General features: G+C 59.1%; 12 protein-coding genes and 4 pseudogenes. 2 read left to right on the forward strand and 14 right to left on the reverse strand.

The genetic code is table 11. The features are described from left to right. Positions 1-94 precede the first annotated feature (94 nt). Entirely contained in the window at positions 95-1,006 is a 912-nt protein-coding gene (locus MKK04_RS14000; protein WP_207832687.1) for a LysR family transcriptional regulator, read from the forward strand. Positions 1,007-1,153: 147 nt separating this feature from the next. On the opposite strand, the gene MKK04_RS14005 is transcribed toward MKK04_RS14000, so the two are convergent. From MKK04_RS14005 to MKK04_RS14040, 8 genes and pseudogenes are all read right to left on the reverse strand, one after another. Next, a complete protein-coding gene (locus MKK04_RS14005; RefSeq protein ID WP_207832685.1) occupies positions 1,154-1,927 on the reverse strand; it encodes an IclR family transcriptional regulator in 774 nt (257 codons plus the stop codon). A 65-nt stretch (positions 1,928-1,992) separates the two neighbouring features. Beyond that, positions 1,993-3,447 carry an amidase gene (locus tag MKK04_RS14010; RefSeq protein WP_241105581.1) on the reverse strand — a complete coding sequence of 485 codons (1,455 nt, stop codon included), beginning with the start codon at positions 3,445-3,447 and terminating at the stop codon, positions 1,993-1,995. Next, on the reverse strand, positions 3,447-4,757 hold the full coding sequence (locus MKK04_RS14015) for a citrate-proton symporter (protein WP_241105582.1): 1,311 nt from the start codon (positions 4,755-4,757) through the stop codon (positions 3,447-3,449). The genes MKK04_RS14010 and MKK04_RS14015 overlap by 1 nt, the downstream gene beginning before the upstream one ends. Before the next feature lie 82 nt (positions 4,758-4,839). Beyond that, positions 4,840-6,015 (reverse strand): M20 aminoacylase family protein, encoded by a 1,176-nt coding sequence (locus MKK04_RS14020; protein WP_207832679.1) that lies wholly within the window; start codon positions 6,013-6,015, stop codon positions 4,840-4,842. 477 nt (positions 6,016-6,492) lie between these two features. Beyond that, the gene (locus tag MKK04_RS14025; protein WP_207832677.1) at positions 6,493-7,311 is read right to left on the reverse strand and encodes an RHS repeat-associated core domain-containing protein; all 819 of its coding nucleotides are present in this window, start codon (positions 7,309-7,311) and stop codon (positions 6,493-6,495) included. 103 nt (positions 7,312-7,414) lie between these two features. Next, positions 7,415-8,410 (reverse strand): annotated as a pseudogene (locus MKK04_RS14030) (hypothetical protein); the annotation flags it as partial. A gap of 320 nt (positions 8,411-8,730) precedes the next feature. Beyond that, a complete protein-coding gene (locus tag MKK04_RS14035) occupies positions 8,731-9,141 on the reverse strand; it encodes an immunity 22 family protein (protein ID WP_182330193.1) in 411 nt (136 codons plus the stop codon). Beyond that, a pseudogene (locus MKK04_RS14040) lies at positions 9,142-10,716 on the reverse strand (RHS repeat domain-containing protein); the annotation flags it as partial. A 96-nt stretch (positions 10,717-10,812) separates the two neighbouring features. On the opposite strand from MKK04_RS14040, the gene MKK04_RS14045 reads away from it, so the two are divergent. Continuing rightward, positions 10,813-11,963, forward strand: a protein-coding gene (locus MKK04_RS14045) for an IS3 family transposase (RefSeq protein ID WP_241105549.1) whose coding sequence is annotated in 2 segments (ribosomal slippage) — positions 10,813-11,056 and positions 11,056-11,963 — 1,152 coding nt in all. Because the reading frame shifts where the segments join, the coding sequence is not laid out codon by codon here. Between the two features lie 17 nt (positions 11,964-11,980). On the opposite strand, the pseudogene MKK04_RS14050 reads toward MKK04_RS14045, so the two are convergent. The 6 genes and pseudogenes from MKK04_RS14050 to MKK04_RS14075 form a co-directional block, all read right to left on the reverse strand. Beyond that, positions 11,981-12,778 (reverse strand): annotated as a pseudogene (locus MKK04_RS14050) (type IV secretion protein Rhs); the annotation flags it as partial. Positions 12,779-12,917: 139 nt separating this feature from the next. Beyond that, positions 12,918-13,466, reverse strand: a complete 549-nt coding sequence (locus MKK04_RS14055; RefSeq protein ID WP_087503438.1) for an imm11 family protein — start codon at positions 13,464-13,466, stop codon at positions 12,918-12,920. Beyond that, positions 13,463-15,397: pseudogene (locus tag MKK04_RS14060) on the reverse strand (RHS repeat-associated core domain-containing protein); the annotation flags it as partial. The gene MKK04_RS14055 and the pseudogene MKK04_RS14060, both read right to left, overlap by 4 nt. 128 nt (positions 15,398-15,525) lie before the next feature. Continuing rightward, complete coding sequence (locus tag MKK04_RS14065) at positions 15,526-15,996, reverse strand: SMI1/KNR4 family protein (RefSeq protein WP_233694967.1); 471 nt, start codon at positions 15,994-15,996, stop codon at positions 15,526-15,528. 9 nt (positions 15,997-16,005) lie between these two features. Continuing rightward, positions 16,006-20,211, reverse strand: coding sequence for an HNH/ENDO VII family nuclease (locus MKK04_RS14070; RefSeq protein ID WP_241105584.1), 4,206 nt, complete (start codon positions 20,209-20,211; stop codon positions 16,006-16,008). 6 nt (positions 20,212-20,217) lie between these two features. Then, positions 20,218-20,685: a DcrB-related protein gene (locus MKK04_RS14075; protein WP_241105585.1), complete on the reverse strand. Its 468-nt coding sequence runs from the start codon at positions 20,683-20,685 to the stop codon at positions 20,218-20,220. Positions 20,686-20,697: the final 12 nt, after the last annotated feature.

Raw genomic sequence — 20,697 nt, forward strand, 5'->3', positions numbered from 1 at the left:
TGGGAGCTGGCTTGCCGGCAATGGGCTGCGAAGCGGCCCCAGAATTTCCAGGCAACATGCACGCCCCTGCCATTGTGCACACCCAGGTCAACCCATGCTGATCGACGAAGAACTGACCCTCAAGAAGCTGGAAACCTTCCTCGCCTTCATGCGCACCGGCAACCTCGGCCGCGCGGCCGCCGAGCTGGCCACCAGCGCCGTCAGCGTGCACCGCGCCATCCACTCGCTGGAAAGCGCACTGCGCTGCCCGCTGTTCAAGCATGAAGGTCGTCAGCTGATCCCGCTGGAAAGCGCCTACGTGCTGGAAAAGAAAGCCCGCCAGCTGATCCAGGACGCCGAGCAGATGGTCCGCCAGACCCGCGAAGCCGCCGGCTTCTACGCCGAGCGCTTCCGCCTGGGCGCGCTCTATTCGCTGACGGTGAAAACCGTGCCCAAGCTGGTCATGGGCCTCAAGCTGCGCCGCAGCGAACTCAACATCGACCTGACCCTGGGCTCCAACGTCGACCTGCTGCAGCGCCTGAGGAACCACGAGCTGGAGGCCATCCTCGTGTCGCTCGACGAAAGTGTCAGCGACCCGGCCTGCGAGCAGTTGCCGCTGTTCTCCGATGACATCTTCCTTGCCGTGCCCATCGATTCGCCCTTCGCCGAGCAGGCCGAGGTGGACCTGGCCGACCTGGCCGACTCCACCTTCATCACCCTGACCCAGGGCTTCGCCACCCACCGCGATGGCGCCCGGGTGTTCCAGCAGGCCGGCTTCGAACCCAAGGTAGCCATGCAGGTGAACGATATCTTCACCCTGCTGAGCATGGTCAGCTCGGGCGTGGGCTTTGCCCTGCTGCCCGGGCGTATCGCGGCGGTGTACGAGAACCGGGTCCGGTTGATCGCCCTGAAGCCGCAATATCGCTTGCAGCAGCATATCGGCGTGGTGTTCCTGAAAGCGCGGGAGCGGGAGCCGAACCTGCTGGCGTTGCTGGCGGAGTGCCGGATGTATAGCCTGGAGCGCTGAGGGGCCTCGGACACAGCTTCTTTTTGTTGTTTGCTGGACTGGCCTCTTCGCGGGTAAACCCGCTCCCACAGATACCGAGCGAGCCTCGGGCAATGCACTTCCCCTGTGGGAGCGGGTTTACCCGCGAAGAGGCCGGTACAGGCTGACTCAAACCACCAAGGCCCGCTGCACCTCGCCCACCGTTGTAGCCAGGCTGTTCAGGTGCAGGTTCAACACCCGCTCCACCGGCGCCTGGTCCAACGGCCAGTGCAAGGCAATGCTCCCGGCCAGGCGCCCTTCGGCATGCACCGGCAGGGCAATCGCGCGGATCAGGAACGGCAAGCGCACCGGGTACTCCCAGTGCCCTTCGGTTCGCTGGCCGAACCCCTTGTTCGCTTCCTCCTCGATGTCGCGCAGCACTGCCTCGTCGCCCACCTGCTCATGGGTCGCCAGGCGCTGCACTTCATCGACCGCCAACTCTCCCAGGCATGCCCGCCCCATCGCCGAGTGGAACAGGCTGGCATGGTGCCCGACGATCTGGCAGGTGTGCGGGTAGCGCTTGCGCAGTACCTGGGGGATGGCGCTTTCCATCACCTCCAGCCGCTCGCCGTCGAAACACGACAGGTCGGCCACCAGCCCGGTACGCTCGCTCAACTCCAGCAACATGGGCGCGGCGCTTTCCACCAGGCGCCGCTTGAAACGCAACTGGCGGTCACCGAACAGGCGCTGCGCGCACAGCCGGTAGCGCCGGTCGCTGAGGCCGCGGTAGACCCAGCCCTGTTCCTGCAAGGTGGCGAGCATGCGCGACACCGTGGCCTTGGGCAGCGCCGTCAGGTAATGCAGTTCTTCCAGGCCCAGCGCCTGGTGTTCGCCCAGCAGGTCGACGATGGCCAGCGCCCGTTCTACCGAGCGCACGCCGCCACTGTCTGCCGTGATGCCCATGTGTGTGACCTCCCTGTAGCTGGATGGTCAGGATAGCCAGCAAGATCCGCGCCTGCCCAGCGGTTTCATGGCGCTTGCAGGCTCCGGGGTGGGCGCCGCGCTACCCAACGGGTGAGCTGTTCATGGGCATGGGCCAGCTGCAATACCGCATGGTCGGCCTGGGCCGGGCCGATGATCTGCAGGCCCATGGGCAACCCGGCAGCATTGAAACCGACCGGTACGCTGATGCTCGGCAAACCGGCCAGGGTCGGTCCTGTCACCACTTCCATCCAGCGGTGATAGGTGTCCATCGTCCGCCCCCCGACCACCGTTGGCCAAGGTTGCCGTGCATCGAAAGGGAACACCTGGGCCGATGGCAACAGCAGGAAATCGTAACGCTCGAACAGCTTGCCCAGCGCACGGTACCAGTCGCTGCGGGCCACTGAAGCCTGGTACACCGCAGCCGCGCTCAGTTGCAGGCCACCCTCCACCTCCCACTGCGCCTCGGGCTTGAGCAGCGCGCGCTTGCGCGGGTCGGCATAGGCCGCACCGAGGTTGCCGTGCACCAGGAAGTGGCGATGGGTCAGCCAGCATTGCCACAAGCGCGCCAGGTCGAACGCCGGCTGGCAGGCCTCAACCCGGCAGCCCAGCTCAGCGAAGTCCGCCAGGGCCGCTTCGCACAGGCTCAGCACCCCGTCATCCATCGCCAGGTAGCCGTCGTAGTCGCCCAGCCAGCCAACCCGCACGCCGCGGAAATCGCGCTGCAACCCGGCGGCAAAATCGCGCCGGCCCTCCCCCAGCGACAACGGCGCCCGCGCATCGAAGCCCGCCTGGGTCGACAACAGCCGCGCCACATCCACCACGCTGCGCCCCATCGGCCCCTCGGTGGCCAGCTGCTGCATGAACAGTTCCGGCGCCGGCCCATGGGGCACCCGGCCCTGCGACGGGCGCAGGCCATACACATTGTTGAACGCCGCCGGGTTGCGCAGCGAACCCATCATGTCGCTGCCGTCGGCGACCGGCAGCAGGCGCATGGCCAGCGCCGCCGCCGCCCCACCGCTGCTGCCCCCGGCCACCTTGTCCGGGTCATAGGCATTGGTGGTGGTACCGAACAGGGTGTTGTAGGTCTGCGAACCAAGGCCGAATTCCGGCACATTGCTCTTACCCACGATCAGCGCCCCACTGGCCCGCACCCGCGCCACGCTGATCGCATCCTGCTCGGGCACCTGTTCGGCAAACAGCGGCGAGCCCAGGGTGGTGCGCAGCCCGGCAGTAGCGGCCAGGTCCTTGATCGCCTGGGGCATGCCATGCATCCAGCCCCGCGAATGGCCACGGGCCAGCTCGCGGTCACGCTCATCAGCCTCGGCCAGCAGCACTTCGGCCGGGCGCAACGACACCAGCGCATTGACCTGCGGGTTGAAACGCTCGATATGCGCCAGATAGGCCTGCATCACCTCACGGCACGATATCTGGCGGGCATGGATGGCCTGGGACAATGCCTCGGCATCGAGGGCAACGATGGGGTCGATGGCTAGCGACATCACGGTTCTACTCCCAGGTTGAACGCGGCAGTTTTGCCCGCGCGTGGGGCTTCTTTCAGGCAATAGGTGCCCAGCAGTGTCAGCAGGCAGGCGAACAGCACGTAGAACGACGGCGCCACCGGAGTGCCGAGCACCTTGCTCAGCCAGGTGACGATCAACGGGGCGAAGCCGCCGAACACCATCACCGCCACGTTATAGGCCACCGACACACCGGTAGAACGCACCTCGACCGGGAATTGCTCGGCCAAGGCCGTGGGCGCCGGCCCGAAGAAGCCGCCAATGGCAGTGCACAGCAGCAGTTGCATCACCAGCAGGCGCTCCAGCGACGGCGCGGCAGCCACCCACACATACAACGGGTAGACCATGACGAAGAACGCCAGGGTGAAGGCCATCAGTACCGGGCGCCGACCCAGCCGGTCAGACAATGCCCCGGACAGCGGGATCACCACGGTCATCAGCCCCACAGCCAGCATCTGCACCAGCAGCACCTGGTCCAGCGGCAGGCCAAGGTTCTTGTGGGCGAAGGTCGGCATGTTCACCAGTACCACGTAGAACGACACCGTCGCGCCACAGGCCAGGCCCATCGATACCATCAGGCTGCGCCGGTGCTCACGCAGCACCTGCCACAGGCTGGGCGACTGGCCCTTGGCCTGGCGGCGCGCCTCGATGAACTCCTCGGGTTCTTCCATGTGCTTGCGAATCCACAGCCCCACCGGGCCGATCAGCAGGCCGAGCACGAACGGGATACGCCAGCCCCAGCTGTCCAGTGCCGCAGGCGTGCACAGGTGGGTGACCAGCGCCACCATCGCCGCCCCGGAGAACACCGCCAGGCACTGCCCCACCAGTTGCCACGAGCCATACAGGCCCTTGCGGTGGGCCGGCGCGCTCTCCACCAGAAATGCCGTGGCGCTGGCGTACTCGCCGCCGGTGGCAAAACCCTGCAGCATGCGCGCCACCACGATCAGCATCGGCGCGGCCATGCCGATGGCCAGGTAGTCGGGGGCAAAGGCGATCATGGCAATGGACACGGTCATCAGCCGGATGATCATCTGCATCGCCGCCTTGCGGCCCTTGCGGTCGGAATACATGCCCAGCAGCACGCCGCCCACCGGGCGCATGAAAAAGCCGACGCCAAAGGTGGCCAGGGCCATCAGCAGCGAGGCATATTCGTCGTCGGAGGGGAAGAATTGCCGGGCGATGATGCTGGCCAGAAAGCCGTAAACGATGAAGTCATACCACTCCAGGGCGTTGCCGATGACGGCGGCGACCACTTGCCGGGTACGCGACACGCCGGTGCTCGAAGTCTGCATAGGAAACACTCCACACAATGATTGGGTGATCGCCCAGGCGCGGTCGCGCCCGGGTTCCAGCGGCAGTCGTCAAAAGGAAAGGTCAGGCGGGCGCGAGCCAGCGCTCTGCCAGCGCGCCCCAGTAGGCGGCGCCGGTCAGCAGGATGTCGTCGTTGAAGTCGTAGGCCGGGTTGTGCACCATCGGCCGCGATACGCCATTGCCGATGAACAGGTAGGCGCCCGGGCAGCGTTGCAGCATCCAGGCGAAGTCTTCGCTGCCCATCAGCTTGCGGGTGTTGCCATCCACTGCCTCGGTACCCAGCAACTCCACTCCCACCTGCCGGGCAAAGGCGTTTTCCGCGGCGTGGTTGACCAGCACCGGGTAGGCCGGGCGGTGTTCGATAGTGGCGCGGCAGCCAAAGCTCTCGGCCTGGCTGACGATAATGGCGCGCACTCGCTCCAGGGTCTGCGCCCTCACCTCGGCGTTCAGCGCGCGCAGGCTCAGGCGCAGCAGCGCCTGCTGCGGGATCACGTTGGCCGCTTCGCCGGCCTGCAAGGCGCCGACGGTAACCACGGCCGCCTCCTGCGCATCGATATTGCGCGCCACCACGGTTTGCAGGGCCATCACCACACTGGCCGCCGCCACCAGCGGGTCGACGGTCAGGTGCGGCATCGAACCATGGCCGCCAACCCCGTCGAGGGTCACCGTGAGCAGGTCTTGCGAGGCCATCATCGGCCCCTCGCGAAAGCCCAGGTGCCCGGCCGGCAGCCCGGGCATGTTGTGCATGCCGAACAGTGCATCGCAAGGGAAGCGTTCCAGCAGACCGTCGGCCAGCATCGCCTCGGCGCCACCCTGGCCCTCCTCGGCCGGCTGGAAGATCAGCGTCAGCGTGCCGTCGAACTGCCGGGTCGCTGCCAGGTAGCGTGCGGCGCCCAGCAGCATGGTGGTATGCCCGTCATGGCCGCAGGCGTGCATGCAGCCCTGGTGCTGGCTGCTGTACGCGGCGCCGGTAGCCTCGTGGATGGGCAGCGCGTCCATGTCGGCGCGCAGGCCCAGGCGGCGTGGGCTGCTGCCATTGCGCAGTACGCCGACCACGCCGGTCTTGCCGATACCGGCATGTACCTCGTAGCCCCATTCTTCGAGCAGACGGGCGACCAGCGCTGAAGTGCGGCTTTCTTCAAAACCCAGCTCCGGGTGAGCGTGAATATCGTGACGGATTGCGTGCAGGTCGCTGGCCACATCGTTCAGCCAGGCCAGGATATGCTGATGTCGGGACATGTAGAGTCTCCTCGCGCGGGTGGTTTCCCGTTCTTGTTGTTCGCCTAGAGGTCACGACGGGTGAGGCAGGTCGTGCTTGGCTGACAGATAAGCGCGAGGAGCGATGAAGCACAATCGAATCTGGTTTCATGCTGTGGAACATAAAAGCAGGGCCTGGGCTAATGCCTGCCAGTTACGCGGTCACCGTGGGAGCTTGCCCAGCCCTTTGGGATGCGCTGTCGCGTAGATAACTGAATTTGCGAGCAATCCGCGTAATTTGTGGGAGCGGCTTTAGCCGCGAAGAATCCAACGCAGTGCATGGCACCGGCTGCGCCGGTGTTCGCGGCTTAAAGCCGCTCCCACAGAGTCCCTGCCAATTCAATGAGTTATGTACAGTTCTATGAGAGCTGGCTTGCCTGCGATGGGCAGCGTAGCAGCCGCGTTAACGCGATCTGACAGGCATTGGGGCCTTGGCTTACCTGGCCTGCCTGCTTCGGATCACACAGAGGTTTCTCTGAACCTCGCGCGCCCCTGCACGACCCGGTCCCTGGGTGCGATCAGCGGCGACTCTTTGCCTCTGAGCAGATACCACCCACTGGCCTCCATTAGCGACGCTCTCAACAACGTACCCAGCGGTAGCCTCAGTTCCCTGGCGGTTTTAATGGCTCTGGTACTGTCAAAGATCAACTGATCGAACTTGGCCGTGCCACCGACGCCTGCAGTTACGATACCAGCGGAGGTCAACACCTCAGCGCTCAGGGATGCAGCGGGAAAGCCAAATGCCGTTGCAACACCTGGTACCTTCAAGGCTGTGCTGACCAAGCCAGCATTGAAGACGATTGCGTTATTTCTGCGGCTGCGCGAATCGAACTCCTTGGGTACCGGCTGTTTGTTGATGTTTGCCTTTGACCGGCGAACAATGTTTTTAGCAGCCTTGACCAAGGATGAGAACATTCCCACAGTACCGGTTATACCCCCGAGAAACTGGCCGATTACACGCGTTATCGAATGGCCGTCGCGATCTACATTGTTGACAGGGTCTCCTTGGCAATAAGCATAGGCATTAAGCCCTCCCCGACCAAACGGGCTGAATATGTCCGGGCGATGAAAGCGCATCAACACGGTATCATACGCACGCTTACCATTGCCCAACAGGTAACAGCGCGGCAATGATGCTCCTGGTTCTCCGATAAAGGCCAATAAAGGGCCGGTTTGGACTAACCAATAGCCATAGGGTGTATATAGATGGACTGGGAAATTATTACCTGCATGAATTGATGATTGCGGATCAGTTGCGAGTAATGTCGAAGTTTTCATGACTGTAAGTTTCTGGTTGTTGTGTTTGCCAAACCACACTAACACGCATGAACATGCGTTAATAACTCCCAGACCTACTGAGCGGAAACATTATCCACGTATGGTTGATCTTGGCGACCAGCCGGCCAATGGCATCGCGCTCGAACAGCGTATGCCGCTCCGGCCACTCGGCATTTTCGCCATAGCCAATCTCATCCAGCCGGGTCAGGTTATCCACCCGAACTTCTTCGCTCAGCCGGTCCGAAGCGTCGTAGGCAAAGCTGTACGTGGCGTTGTTCTCATTGACCAGTGCGGTCAGGCGCACGGCCTTGACGTACTCGTAGCGTACCCGCTGGCCCTTGGCATCCTGGCGGCTGCTCGGCAGGCCACGGGCCTGCCAGGTGCTGCCATCCGGGTAGCCGACCTTGGTCACCAAGGTGGTCAGGTGGTGATATTCGTAGGTGGTCTTGCGCCCCAGCGGGTCGGTTTCTTCCAGCAGGCGGGCGTATTCATCGTACTTGAAGGCGAGCCGGTTGCCGTCCGCCAAGCTCAGGCCAACCATGTTGCCCTGCTCGTCCAGCTCGATGGCGTAGCGTTCGCCACCGTAGTTACGGCTGGCGACCACGCGGTGGTCCGCGTTGTACTGCACTTCCAGCTCGCGACCGAGCACGTCGGTGGCCCAGCTGGTGCGGGCGTCTAGGTCATAGCGGAAGTGGTAGTGCTCGTCATCGCTGGTCCAGTGCTCGACCACGCGCGGCTTGTCGCCGAGGGTTTCCCAACGGTAGTGGCAGCCCAGGCCCAGCGCGTTGCTGTGGGTTACCATCAGGCCTTCGGCGTAGCTGAAGCTGCGCACGGTGTCGCCGTTGCGGTTGATCACCGCACTCAGCTGGCCGTGTTCGTCGTAGCGGTACTGGGTGAGCGTTTCCACCGCCTGGTTGTTCACCACGCGCTTGATGTCGGTCAGGCGACCCAGCGGGTTGTCGTAGTGCAGGTGCACGCGTGTGCCGCCGGTGGCGCTGATGTCGGTCAGCGTACCGTCAGGCGTGCGGGTGAAATGCAGGAAGTGGCCGAGGGCGTTTTCGATGCGTTGCAGCGGCACTTCGCTGTTGGTGTCCGGCACTTCGCCGAAGTAGAAGAACAGGTTGCCGAGGGTTTGCAGGATGTAGTGGCCGCCCTCGGTGCACACCAGGTACACCTGCTCGTGCGGGTTGTAGATGCGCCCGGCGGCACATGCAGTGAAAGAATATCGGCTCTACCTATACTTTGGCAGAGCCAAACAAACCATTCGTTATTAAAGATCGAATCCTTATTGCCCCAATGCTCACAACAAAAACTTTAAATTAAAAACAACACATAACCGCACATCGAAAATCAGATCCAAACACTAAAAAATGTTGACGCAGAGCGCCAATTCCAGGTTCCTCTGGACCTTCGTCGAGCTTATTCGCCCTCATATAACCCAACATACTTCAACCCATTATAATTCGACTTTAGCGGCTTGGAAATTACCGTGCCACCATCAGAGTACCAGAAAATTGCATTAGCCTTAGTAATTCCAAGTCTCAAACACTCCGCCTTTAGATCCTCAATGCAACTGGAATCAACCGCAGATTCAAGCAAGATCTCCTCTAAATTCACCTCCTCCGCTTTTCTTGGTATAATTCCTATGAAATCCTCGTCATACCATCTCACACCAATATCTTTGCAAAACCCACAAACCTTATATGCTGGATCATCCAAATCCACAGAATAGTCTAATTCAAAATACTTTAGATACTCATCCTCCGAAGAGAAATTTGTACCTACCCAAACATGAACTTTTTCATACCGATCAATATCATAAGAGTCCATCTAGCATGCTCCTAGCTTCATGTGTTTGCTGTGATGTGAATCGATCACGCTAAGCGCTTGAGCTTTGCTTTGCGCGCCATTCAGGTCTTTAATTAAATTATTATGGAACAGCCTTCCAGCCCCACTACCATGGTGCGGACCGTCCGGCACAGGATTACCATGTTTGTCTGTCACACCCACAAAAGTAATATCTTTGGTTGGCACTGTCATTTCTTTAAGCTCTTGAGCGGTAAAGCCAAGTTCTTTTGCCTTCGACGCTATAGAGGCAGGGAACATCTCATGTTTACCTCCCGGATTTCTAAGGGCGGCTTCTACAGCTTTTTTATTATCAACAATATCTTGAACTGAGGCGCTATTAAACCAGCTATCAAACCCGTTTTTCTCCCAAGGCACCCAACCCAAAGGGTCAACCCAAGTAGTCGGCGCCGGCACATAAACATATAAATTAGCACCGCCTCTGACACCTATTGGATCCTGAGTGACAAATCGCCCAATTTCTGGATCGTAGAACCGAAAAGTATTGTAATTCAGGCTCGATTCGCAATCAAAATACTGACCTTGGAACCGCAGGTTTTGCTCGACATCCTTGACCGGCAGACTATCTATTGCACCCCAAGAACAATACGTCGCCTGCCAAACGATCTCGCCATCACTGTCCGTCAACTCAAGCGGCGTACCAATCTGGTCAGTATGGAAGTAATAGACCTTCTGCTCCTCCCCTTCCGCCTGATCAACCCGCGCCAGCGGCGCATAGCTACCCGGCTCATACAGGTACAGGATGCTCTGCCCCGGCGTCTCCTCCCGCAGCATCCGCAAGCCTTGCCAGAGGAAGCGCTTCTGCTCGACTTCGCCGTTGATTTCCGCCTGCTTGGCAACCCGTCGCCCCAGGCTGTCGTAACGGTAGTGCCCGGTACTCTCCAGCTTGCCATTGACCAGCGTCTCCGCCCGCACCAGCCGGTTCTCGCAGTCATAGCTAAAGCTCTGCAGCTTGCTGTGCCCCGAGCGCTTCTCGATCAGGTTGCCCCACGGATCGTAGCGGTACTCCTGATCCCGCCACTATTTGATCCGGTTGTCCTTGACCTTGTCGAACTGCCGCGCATTGAAGTCCAGCCGGTTGGCCGCCGCGTCGTAGCGGAACTCCTCGCTGCCCACCAGCGAGCCGGTATCGCGGCTGCGCAACTGCCCGTTGGCTTCGTACTCGTATTTGATCTCACCCCGCAGCTTGTCCAGCGTGCGCACCAGTTCACCTGCCGGGTCGTACTGGTAACGGCGGTGAATCGGGTTATACGCATGCTCCACCAGCAACGAGGTATTGATACCGGTGTTGTGCACCTGCGAGAGCTTGTCGGCCGGCAAGTTCGAGGCAAACTGCCAGGCCTTGCGCCCCATCGCGTCATAGCCAAAGCAGCTGGTGAGCTTGCCCTGGGTCCGGTACACCTCACGGTGTAGGTCGTCACGCTCCATGTCGCCCGCACTGCTCGGCTGGCGTTGAATGCACAGCAGCCGATCGGCATCGTCGTATTCGAAATCCTGTCGGGCATCGCGGTTGACCTTGGCCATCAGCCGGCCAATGGCATAAGATTATCAATAATTCAACGTAGATCAGTTTGAATCGCCCCTGGTTCCGTAGACACCTCCAAGCCTCATAATGAGGCCCAAATAGGAGGTGCCATGAGTCGTCAGCGTTACCCTGAAGAATTCAAGATCGAAGCGGTCAAGCAAGTGACCGAGAAAGGCAAGCCTGTCGCCGACGTTGCCCAGCGCTTGGGCATGTCCGTTCACAGCCTCTACGCCTGGATCAAGCTCTACAGCAAACCCCAAGAGCAGCGTCAGCAAGACGATGACCAGCAAGCCGAACTGCGCAAGCTGCGCGCTGAACTCAAGCGCGTGACGGAAGAGCGAGACATCTTAAAGAAGGCCGCCGCGTACTTTGCCAAGGAGTGCGGCTGAAGTACGCCTTCATCAAAAAGCACTCGACCGATTACCCAGTGCGGCGTCTTTGCCAAACCCTCAAGGTGCATCCCAGCGGCTACTACGCCTGGCTGGCCGAGCCTCAATCTGCCCGAGCAAAAGAAGATCATCGTCTGCTTGGCTTGATCAAACATGCTTGGCTCGAAAGCGGAGGTGTGTACGGCTACCGCAAAATTCATGATGACCTGCGTGAGCTGGGAGAGACATGCGGGCGAAATCGAGTCGGTCGTTTGATGCAGGCAGAGGGGTTGCGTTCGCAAACGGGCTATCGCCGTCGTCCTGGGTTTTATGGCGGAAAGCCAACAGTGGCATCTCCCAACCACCTTGCCCGACAGTTCAAGGTCAGCGAGCCGAACAAGGTCTGGGTGACAGATATCACTTACATCCGCACCTATGAAGGATGGCTTTATCTGGCAGTAGTGCTGGATCTCTTCTCACGCCAAGTAATTGGTTGGTCAATGAAACCAAGGATGTGCAGCGACCTTGCTATCGACGCCATGTTGATGGCCGTTTGGCGACGCAAGCCACAGCAGCAAGTGATGATTCACTCAGACCAAGGCAGTCAGTTCAGTAGCTCAGAATGGCAAAGCTTCCTTAAGGCCAACAATGTGATCAGCAGCATGAGCCGACGGGGAAACTGCCACGACAATGCCGTAGCCGAGAGTTTTTTCCAGCTTTTGAAGCGGGAGCGAATCCGACGAAAGATCTACGCAACGCGTGACGAAGCCCGAAGTGATATTTTCGATTACATCGAGATGTTCTATAACGCAAAACGTCGACACAGCAGTGCAATGCAGCTGTCTCCAGTAGAGTATGAGAAACGCTATTTTCTGAGCTTGGAGAGTGTCTAGGAAGCTAGGGGCGATTCAGTGGTCTGGTTCAGCGCATCGGTCACCGCGACGAGGTGCTGACGCTCGTCGTAGCGGTACCAGGTGCTCTTGCCCGAGCAGTCCTGATAACGCTCGACCTGGGCCAGGGTATTCCACCACAGGTACTTGGACTTGTAAGTTGCATCGATGATGGTATGCGGCAGGCCGTCATCGCTGTTCAGGTACTCGGTCATCTGGCCCAGTGCATCGAATTCGGCGAGCAGGTTGCCCTTGTCGTCGTAGCGCGCTCGCCAGGTGCTGCCGTCCGGATAGCTGACCTGGGTCACCAGCGTGGTCAGGTGGTGATATTCGTAGGTGGTCTTGCGGCCCAGCGGGTCGGTTTCTTCCAGCAGGCGGGCGTATTCATCGTACTTGAAGGCGAGCCGGTTGCCGTCCGGCAAATCCAGGCCAACCATGTTGCCCTGCTCGTCCAGCTCGATGGCGTAGCGTTCGCCACCGTAGTCACGGCTGGCGAGCACGCGGTGGTCGGCGTTGTACTGCACTTCCAGCTCGCGGCCGAGCACGTCGGTGGCCCAGCTGGTGCGGGCGTCGAGGTCGTAGCGGAAATGGTAGTGCTCGCCATCGCTAGTCCAGTGCTCGACCACCCGTGGTTTGCCACCCTGGGTTTCCCAGCGGTAGTGGCAGCCCAGGCCCAGGGCTTTGCTGTGAGTGACCATCAGGCCTTCGGCGTAGCTGAAGTTGCGCACGGTGCGTGCCGTAGCGGTTGATTACCGTCGTCAGCTAGCCGTGCTCTTCGTAGCGGTACTTACCACGCGCTTGATGTCGGTCGGGCCAAGGGCATTCTCGTCGCGGTGCAGCGGTATCTCAGCGTTAATGTCTTGTACTTCGTCAATAGGACTGAGGTTTACGCCTCAGTCCTTGACACTCTGGGTTTTTAAGGAGCATTTGGATACACAATCGCCTTCACGGCGTGAATCAAACTGCTTCAACTTCCTTGAAATCCAAACCTTTCAAGCCTATCCGCTTTGCCGCCTCTAAAAACCTATCAGACACATAAATAGAAAGTGGGTTTTCAGCTACGCGAAAAACGTCGAACCCCTGTACTGCCTGATGATTCAATACTAGCTTGTAAACAACCAGGCCGTTAGGGTACTCATCAAATTCCGACAGTTCTTTATTAAGTGCGCCATCAATTTTCGCATCAACCACTACACCTAAATGATCTGGGTTTGGGGATAGAACATCTACATCCACAAAAGAGTCAGAAGCTATAGATTGAAGAAGGCTTTTAGCCTTGGACGTCAAAACAAGCACGGGACTGAAGAAAGTAAACACATCAGAGCCATCCTTTTTTCTCTTGTCGTCAGAGTTAAACTCTAACTCATACTGCCTGGAAAACACAGCACTGGAATCTTTACCAAAGGCATACTGCTGTGCGGCATCATACAAGGCCAGTTCGTCTCCCTTACCGACAAGTGTTTTAAATTCATCGCTCTGAGTTATATAATAATATTTCATAATCATCCAAAAATGTCTTTCCAGCTGGACTCTCTAGGAGCATTCAATAATTTTTGCCGGATATTTCCTATCGCTTTGAGCACTGCATCCTTACCACCTGCGGCATCGGCATTTGCTATAATTTTATTGACAGATTCAAAGTAACTATTAGGATGCTTCCCGTTGTGCAGTATCCCTGGCACACTGATATCAGTGTTAAATCTATTTGGCAAGAAAACCCCGTTAGCCGCGCCGTCAACGTCAATTCCATGCTTATTCAAAATTGCCCTAGCAGGGGCGGCGAGTTTTGCGCTATCTCCGACAATATGGTGGGCCGCGGTGTTTTGAGGTCGCGCCACACCGCTACTTTCCAGATTTTTCCCCAGCGCTTTTGAGCACCAGCCCAAGGGGTCTATCCAGCCAATAGAATTCGGAGCGTAGCTATATAAGTTTCTCCCACCAGACAAACCAATTGGATCCTGAGTGATAAACCTACCAACTTCCGGATCGAAATACCTAAAGGTGTTGTAATGCAGCTCCGTTTCACAATCTAGATACTGCCCCTGGAAACGTATGTTCTGCATGACCTTGTTGACCGTCAGCTGCTCTATCTCGCCCCATGAGCGAAAAGTCGCTTGCCAAACGATCTGCCCGTCGCTATCGGTCAATTCCAGCGGCGTACCAATTTGGTCGGTATGGAAGTAATAAAGCTTCTGCCCTTCCCCTTCCGCCTGATCTACCCTCGCTAACGGCGCATAGCCACCCGGCTCGTACACATACAAGATGCTCTGCCCAGGCGTCTCTTCTCGCAGCATCCTCAAGCCTTGCCACAGGAAGCGCTTCTGTTCAACCTGGCCGTTGATCTCTGCCTGTTTAGCCACCCGCCGTCCAAGACTGTCGTACCGGTATTGCCCGGTACTCTCCAGCTTGCCATTGACCACCGTTTCAGCCCGCACCAGCCGGTTCTCGCAGTCATAGGCAAAGCTCTGCAGCTTGCTATGCCCCGAGCGCTTCTCGATCAGGTTGCCCCACGGATCGTAGCGGTACTCCTGATCCCGCCACTGTTTGATCCGGTTGTCCTTGACCTTGTCGAACTGCCGCGCGTTGAAGTCCAGCCGGTTGGCTGCCGCGTCGTAGCGGAATTCCTCGCTACCCACCAGTGAGCCGGTATCGCGGCTGCGCAACTGGCCGTTAGCTTCGTACTCGTACTTGATCTCGCCCCGCAGCTTGTCCAGCGTGCGCACCAGTTCACCCGCCGGGTCGTACTGATAGCGACGGTGGATCGGGTTGTACGCATGCTCCACCAGCAACGAGGTATTGATACCGGTGTTGTGCACCTGCGAGAGCTTGTCGGCCGGCAAGTTCGAGGCAAACTGCCAGGCCTTGCGCCCCATGGCGTCATAGCCAAAGCAGCTGGTGAGCTTGCCCTGGGTCCGGTACACCTCGCGGTGCAGGTCATCACGCTCCATATCGCTGATAACCTGGCCATCCAGGTTCAACTGGTGCAGGTGCCCACTGCCATAGTACAGGTGGTTGACCTTGCGACCGTCCGGCAGGGTCAGGGTGGTCAGGTTGCCGAGCGGGTCGTACTCGTAGCCGAGCGTGCCGTCAGGGGTGACTTCTTTGGTCAGCCGGCCCAGCAGATCGTAGGCGTACTCCAGCTTTTCTTCGCTGATCCCAAGCTGCTTGCCGATCCCGGTCGGCTGCCGCTCAATGCTCAGCAGCCGGTCGCCGTCGTCGTACGCGAAGGTCTGGCTCGCATCGCGGTTGATCTTGGCGACCAACCGGCCAATGGCATCGCGCTCGAACAGCGTATACCGCTCCGGCCACTTGGCATTTTCGCCATAGCCAATCTCGTCCATGCGCACCAGATGGCCGCTAGCGTCATAGCCAAAGCGCCGGGTCAGGTTGTCGACCCGCACTTGTTCGCTCAGGCGGTTGGATGGGTCATAGTCATACCGTCCCTACATGACTCACAACCTCGTTCTTAACTACATAAAAAAATAGAGGTTCTAATTGCTCCCAAAAAAATCACACGAAGAGCAAAAAATCTTGTGCAAAGTTAAACTCCGCAACCTAACAAAAATTAAAGCTCTCTAATGGCCTGCCGCACCATATCAACAAGGAACTCTTCAAAGCTTTGGTAAATTATATTTTTATCCTTGGTTCGCTTAAACGAAAGCTCGGTCTCCACAATAACAGGCTCACCAGTGGCTCCGATAATCGAGGTGTCTATAGAGTAGATTGGACCATAGCCAGATGCTTTCACCACAATCATAGAATCGTCAGCATCTCCATCGGCACGGGCACTTTTTGTAGCAAAGGCCACACTAGGAACCGATGTCGCATCCACGCCACTCTTGGTGATGCCATAGTAAGTGTCGCCAGCAAATGATAGAGCGCCATATTTTTTTAAAAACAGCTTATATGACGGAGGGAAGTCAACACCAAGATCTTTTTCAAAGTCACCTATTACATTGTCAGCAGCTCCTCCAGCGAAGGCAGGGTTTTCACCGCTCGCATTTATTTCAGATTCCAAAATATCTATATAAGTCATTTTAAGCCCTCAAAAATCCAAAGCCCGGATCTTCCAGTAGGTTTTCTTCCAAGTATTAAATGGACCGCGATTCATACTTGGCGGCGCACTATTATAAAGGCGCCTCACCCCATCGTTACCGACCCAGCTTTTATCCCACTGGTTAGAATACATGTGCAGCACTCTATCATGCTTCGAGTGAAAACTACTTAGAACTTCAGCCATAGGTCCTGGTTCGTCCTGGGTAAGATGGTGAAGGTTCACCTCTTTTCCATCCTTACCAATAGGTGCATCACCTGTTTTCATCCTTTGTATATTAGTCCGCCCCAAGTCATCCACCCGGTGTGGATCAAATATATCGTTACGCTGATAGACCTTCCGCCCCGCTACACTTTTGGGAGCCCAGCAGGCCCAACCAAGCGGATCCACCCAGGAATTGGGATTGGGGGCAAAACCATAGAAATTAAGCCCACCATTTAGACCAATCGGATCTTGAGTTGTAAATCTTCCCACTTGGGCATCGTAGTAACGAAAAGTATTGTAATGCAAGTAACTTTCGGAATCAAAGTACTGCCCTTGAGACCTAAGATCCTGCTCAATCTCTTTAACCGTAAGCTTTTCTAGCTCGCCCCACGAACGATAAGTCGCCTGCCAAACGATCTTGCCATCACTGTCCGTCAGCTCCAGCGGCGTGCCAATCTGGTCAGTATGGAAGTAGTAAACCTGCTGCTCTTCCCCTTCTGCCTCATCAACCCTCGCCAACGGCGCATAGCTGCCCGGCTCATACAGGTACAGGATGCTCTGCCCCGGCGTCTCCTCCCGCAGCATCCGCAAGCCTTGCCAGAGGAAGCGCTTCTGTTCGACTTCGCCGTTGATTTCCGCCTGCTTGGCTATTCGCCGCCCCAGGCTGTCGTAACGGTAGTGCCCAGTACTCTCCAGCTTGCCATTGACCAATGTCTCCGCCCGCACCAGCCGGTTCTCGCAGTCATAGCTAAAGCTCTGCAGCTTGCTGTGCCCCGAGCGCTTCTCGATCAGGTTGCCCCACGGGTCGTAGCGGTACTCCTGATCCCGCCACTGTTTGATCCGGTTGTCCTTGACCTTGTCGAACTGCCGCGCGTTGAAGTCCAGCCGGTTGGCTGCCGCGTCGTAGCGGAATTCCTCGCTACCCACCAGTGAGCCGGTATCGCGGCTGCGCAACTGGCCGTTAGCTTCGTACTCGTACTTGATCTCGCCCCGCAGCTTGTCCAGCGTGCGCACCAGTTCACCCGCCGGGTCGTACTGATAGCGACGGTGGATCGGGTTGTACGCATGCTCCACCAGCAACGAGGTATTGATACCGGTGTTGTGCACCTGCGAGAGCTTGTCGGCCGGCAAGTTCGAGGCAAACTGCCAGGCCTTGCGCCCCATGGCGTCATAGCCAAAGCAGCTGGTGAGCTTGCCCTGGGTCCGGTACACCTCGCGGTGCAGGTCATCACGCTCCATATCGCTGATAACCTGGCCATCCAGGTTCAACTGGTGCAGGTGCCCACTGCCATAGTACAGGTGGTTGACCTTGCGACCGTCCGGCAGGGTCAGGGTGGTCAGGTTGCCGAGCGGGTCGTACTCGTAGCCGAGCGTGCCGTCAGGGGTGACTTCTTTGGTCAGCCGGCCCAGCAGATCGTAGGCGTACTCCAGCTTTTCTTCGCTGATCCCAAGCTGCTTGCCGATCCCGGTCGGCTGCCGCTCAATGCTCAGCAGCCGGTCGCCGTCGTCGTACGCGAAGGTCTGGCTCGCATCGCGGTTGATCTTGGCGACCAGCCGGCCAATGGCATCGCGCTCGAACAGCGTATGACGTTCCGGGCGTTCGGCGTTTTCACCGTAGCCAATCTCATCCAGTCGGGTCAGATGGCCACCGACGTTGTAGCTGAAACGCCGGGTCAGGTTATCCACCCGCACTTCTTCAGTCAGCCGGTCCGAAGCGTCGTAGGCAAAGCTGTACGTGGCGTTGTTCTCGTTGACCAGCGCGGTCAGGCGAATGGCCTTGTCGTACTCGTAGCGTACCCGCTGGCCCTTGGCATCCTGGCGGCTGCTCGGCAGGCCACGGGCCGTACGCATCAAACGGGTGGTCTGGCCCTTGCCGTCGGTGTGGCTGATTACCTGGCCGTAGACGTTGTAGGTGAAGGTTTCCGCAGTACCGTCCGGGTGGCTGATGCGCAGCACTTCACCGTCCGGCTTGCGCTCCAGCGTGGTCGTCTGGTTCAGCGCATCGGTCACCGCGACGAGGTGCTGACGCTCGTCGTAGCGGTACCAGGTGCTCTTGCCCGAGCAGTCCTGATAACGCTCGACCTGGGCCAGGGTATTCCACCACAGGTACTTGGACTTGTAAGTTGCATCGATGATGGTATGCGGCAGGCCGTCATCGCTGTTCAGGTACTCGGTCATCTGGCCCAGTGCATCGAATTCGGCGAGCAGGTTGCCCTTGTCGTCGTAGCGCGCTCGCCAGGTGCTGCCGTCCGGATAGCTGACCTGGGTCACCAGCGTGGTCAGGTGGTGATATTCGTAGGTGGTCTTGCGGCCCAGCGGGTCGGTTTCTTCCAGCAGGCGGGCGTATTCATCGTACTTGAAGGCGAGCCGGTTGCCGTCCGGCAAGTCCAGGCCAACCATGTTGCCCTGCTCGTCCAGCGCGATGGCGTAGCGTTCGCCACCGTAGTCACGGCTGGCGAGCACGCGATGATCGGCGTTGTACTGCACTTCCAGCTCGCGGCCGAGCACGTCGGTGGCCCAGCTGGTGCGGGCGTCTAGGTCGTAGCGGAAGTGGTAGTGTTCGCCATCGCTGGTCCAGTGTTCGACCACGCGCGGCTTGTCGCCGAGGGTTTCCCAACGGTAGTGGCAGCCCAGGCCCAGCGCGTTGCTGTGGGTTACCATCAGGCCTTCGGCGTAGCTGAAGCTGCGCACCGTGTCGCCGTTGCGGTTGATCACCGCGCTCAGCTGGCCGTGTTCGTCGTAGCGGTACTGGGTGAGCGTTTCCACCGCCTGGTTGTTCACCACGCGCTTGATGTCGGTCAGGCGACCGAGCGGGTTGTCGTAGTGCAGGTGCACGCGGGTTCCGCCGGTGGCGCTGATGTCGGTCAGCGTGCCGTCTGGCGTACGGGTGAAATGCAGGAAGTGGCCGAGGGCGTTTTCGATACGTTGCAGCGGCACTTCGCTGTTGGTGTCTGGCACTTCGCCGAAGTAGAAGAACAGGTTGTCGAGGGTTTGCAGGATGTAGTGGCCACCCTCGGTGCACACCAGGTACACCTGCTCGTGCGGGTTGTAGATGCGCTGGCCCGGTTGCAGGGTCACGAACGGCACTTCGCGGCCCTGGTTGTCGGTAAGGTAGATGAACGAGCCCTGGCGGCGCAGGCTCTGCTCCCAGGGCAGCACCCAGCCGCGACCGAGCACGCTATCGACAGTCAGGTCGCTGGCGTAGAAGCGCGACCACTCGATCGGCATCAGGCCAGGCAGGCTGAAGTCGATTTCGTCGGGGATCAGTTTGCGGCCGGTGGTGAGGTCGACCGGGTTGCCGACCAGGCCGCCGATGGCCCTGCGGGCGACGGGTTCGACCACGTAGCGGCTGGCCACCTCGCCGGCGACGAAGCCGGCGGTGAACTTCAGGGCGCAAGGCATTATGGCTTTCATGCCGGCTTGCGTACCGGCCTTGATCAACTGCGCGATACCACCCGCGGCACCGGCGATAGCCATCAGCACATCCACGGTGGTGCGCAGCCACTCTGGCACTTCATCGTCCACGGGCAGGTAACGGTAGGTGCCACCGCCGATGATGACGTTGTCCGAGCCACCGGAAATGGTCGCGCCGCAGGTCAGCTTGTCGCCCTTGCGAGCAGCCGCGACGCTGTTGATGAAGACGTTGGTCGAGCCTTCGGCAATCTGCACCGGCCCCGGGTGCTTGTCGCAGGCACCGATGCTTTTTTCGACGCGAGCGGCCTTGCGGCTGTTGATGAACACGTTGGGTGAGGCAGTGGTTATCGTCCCTGAGGGGGACGAGAACATACTGCCTATCGCCTCTCCGGCGGCGGTCAGCAAGCTGCCCCCGATACCGGCTGCGAGGCCGGCCAGCAAGGCCACGCCGAACCCGCAGGTGAAGGTGGCGATGGCCACCGTGGCCACCAGCGCAATGCCCAGGGCGGCCCCGATCAGGAAGCCCCCCAGCGCGCTGGTATGCGATATCTCGTCGCCGAACCTGGCCGCTTCGAACATGAGGGGTTACTCCTGTTCGCCAGGCTCGGCGCTGGTTACGGACGGCGCACGCGGGGTGAAGCTGGCCAGCAGATTGGCCCAGTCCTGGTTCTGCTGTGCACTGAAATCGGCCTGTGCGGTGGTGGAAAAGATCAGGGCACGCCCGGGGCTGATGATGAAGGCGGCCTGGCGCTGATACAGCGGGCGGCCCTGGTTCATGTAGTAGGCGTCGATCTGGATGCCGGCAATGGGTGCGGTAGCCGAGAGCGAGACGGCCTTGTTGCCCATGCGGGTGTAACCACGCAGCTTGGAGGTGAGCATCTTCACCTGGCGATCGACATAGGCCTGCAGCGCTTCGTCCGGCAGCAAGGTGTCACGCGAGATGGTGATGCTCAACGGTGCTGGAACACTGGCACCCAAGACGAACATGTTGACCGTGCGGTCCTCGAAACCTGCCGGCAGCGCGATGCCGCCTTCCTGCAACTCGTAATCCATGCGATGAAAATT

The organism is Pseudomonas sp. LS.1a (genome assembly GCF_022533585.1).
Taxonomy (GTDB): Bacteria; Pseudomonadota; Gammaproteobacteria; order Pseudomonadales; family Pseudomonadaceae; genus Aquipseudomonas.

Excerpts from the sequence above, each read along its gene's own strand:
- MKK04_RS14000 (WP_207832687.1), top strand. The coding sequence starts at position 95 with ATGCTGATCGACGAAGAACTGACCCTCAAGAAGCTGGAAACCTTCCTC.
- MKK04_RS14005 (WP_207832685.1), bottom strand. The coding sequence starts at position 1,927 with ATGGGCATCACGGCAGACAGTGGCGGCGTGCGCTCGGTAGAACGGGCG.
- MKK04_RS14010 (WP_241105581.1), bottom strand. The coding sequence starts at position 3,447 with ATGTCGCTAGCCATCGACCCCATCGTTGCCCTCGATGCCGAGGCATTG.
- MKK04_RS14015 (WP_241105582.1), bottom strand. The coding sequence starts at position 4,757 with ATGCAGACTTCGAGCACCGGCGTGTCGCGTACCCGGCAAGTGGTCGCC.
- MKK04_RS14020 (WP_207832679.1), bottom strand. The coding sequence starts at position 6,015 with ATGTCCCGACATCAGCATATCCTGGCCTGGCTGAACGATGTGGCCAGC.
- MKK04_RS14025 (WP_207832677.1), bottom strand. The coding sequence starts at position 7,311 with ATGAAAACTTCGACATTACTCGCAACTGATCCGCAATCATCAATTCAT.
- MKK04_RS14035 (WP_182330193.1), bottom strand. The coding sequence starts at position 9,141 with ATGGACTCTTATGATATTGATCGGTATGAAAAAGTTCATGTTTGGGTA.
- MKK04_RS14055 (WP_087503438.1), bottom strand. The coding sequence starts at position 13,466 with ATGATTATGAAATATTATTATATAACTCAGAGCGATGAATTTAAAACA.
- MKK04_RS14065 (WP_233694967.1), bottom strand. The coding sequence starts at position 15,996 with ATGACTTATATAGATATTTTGGAATCTGAAATAAATGCGAGCGGTGAA.
- MKK04_RS14070 (WP_241105584.1), bottom strand. The coding sequence starts at position 20,211 with ATGTTCGAAGCGGCCAGGTTCGGCGACGAGATATCGCATACCAGCGCG.
- MKK04_RS14075 (WP_241105585.1), bottom strand. The coding sequence starts at position 20,685 with ATGGATTACGAGTTGCAGGAAGGCGGCATCGCGCTGCCGGCAGGTTTC.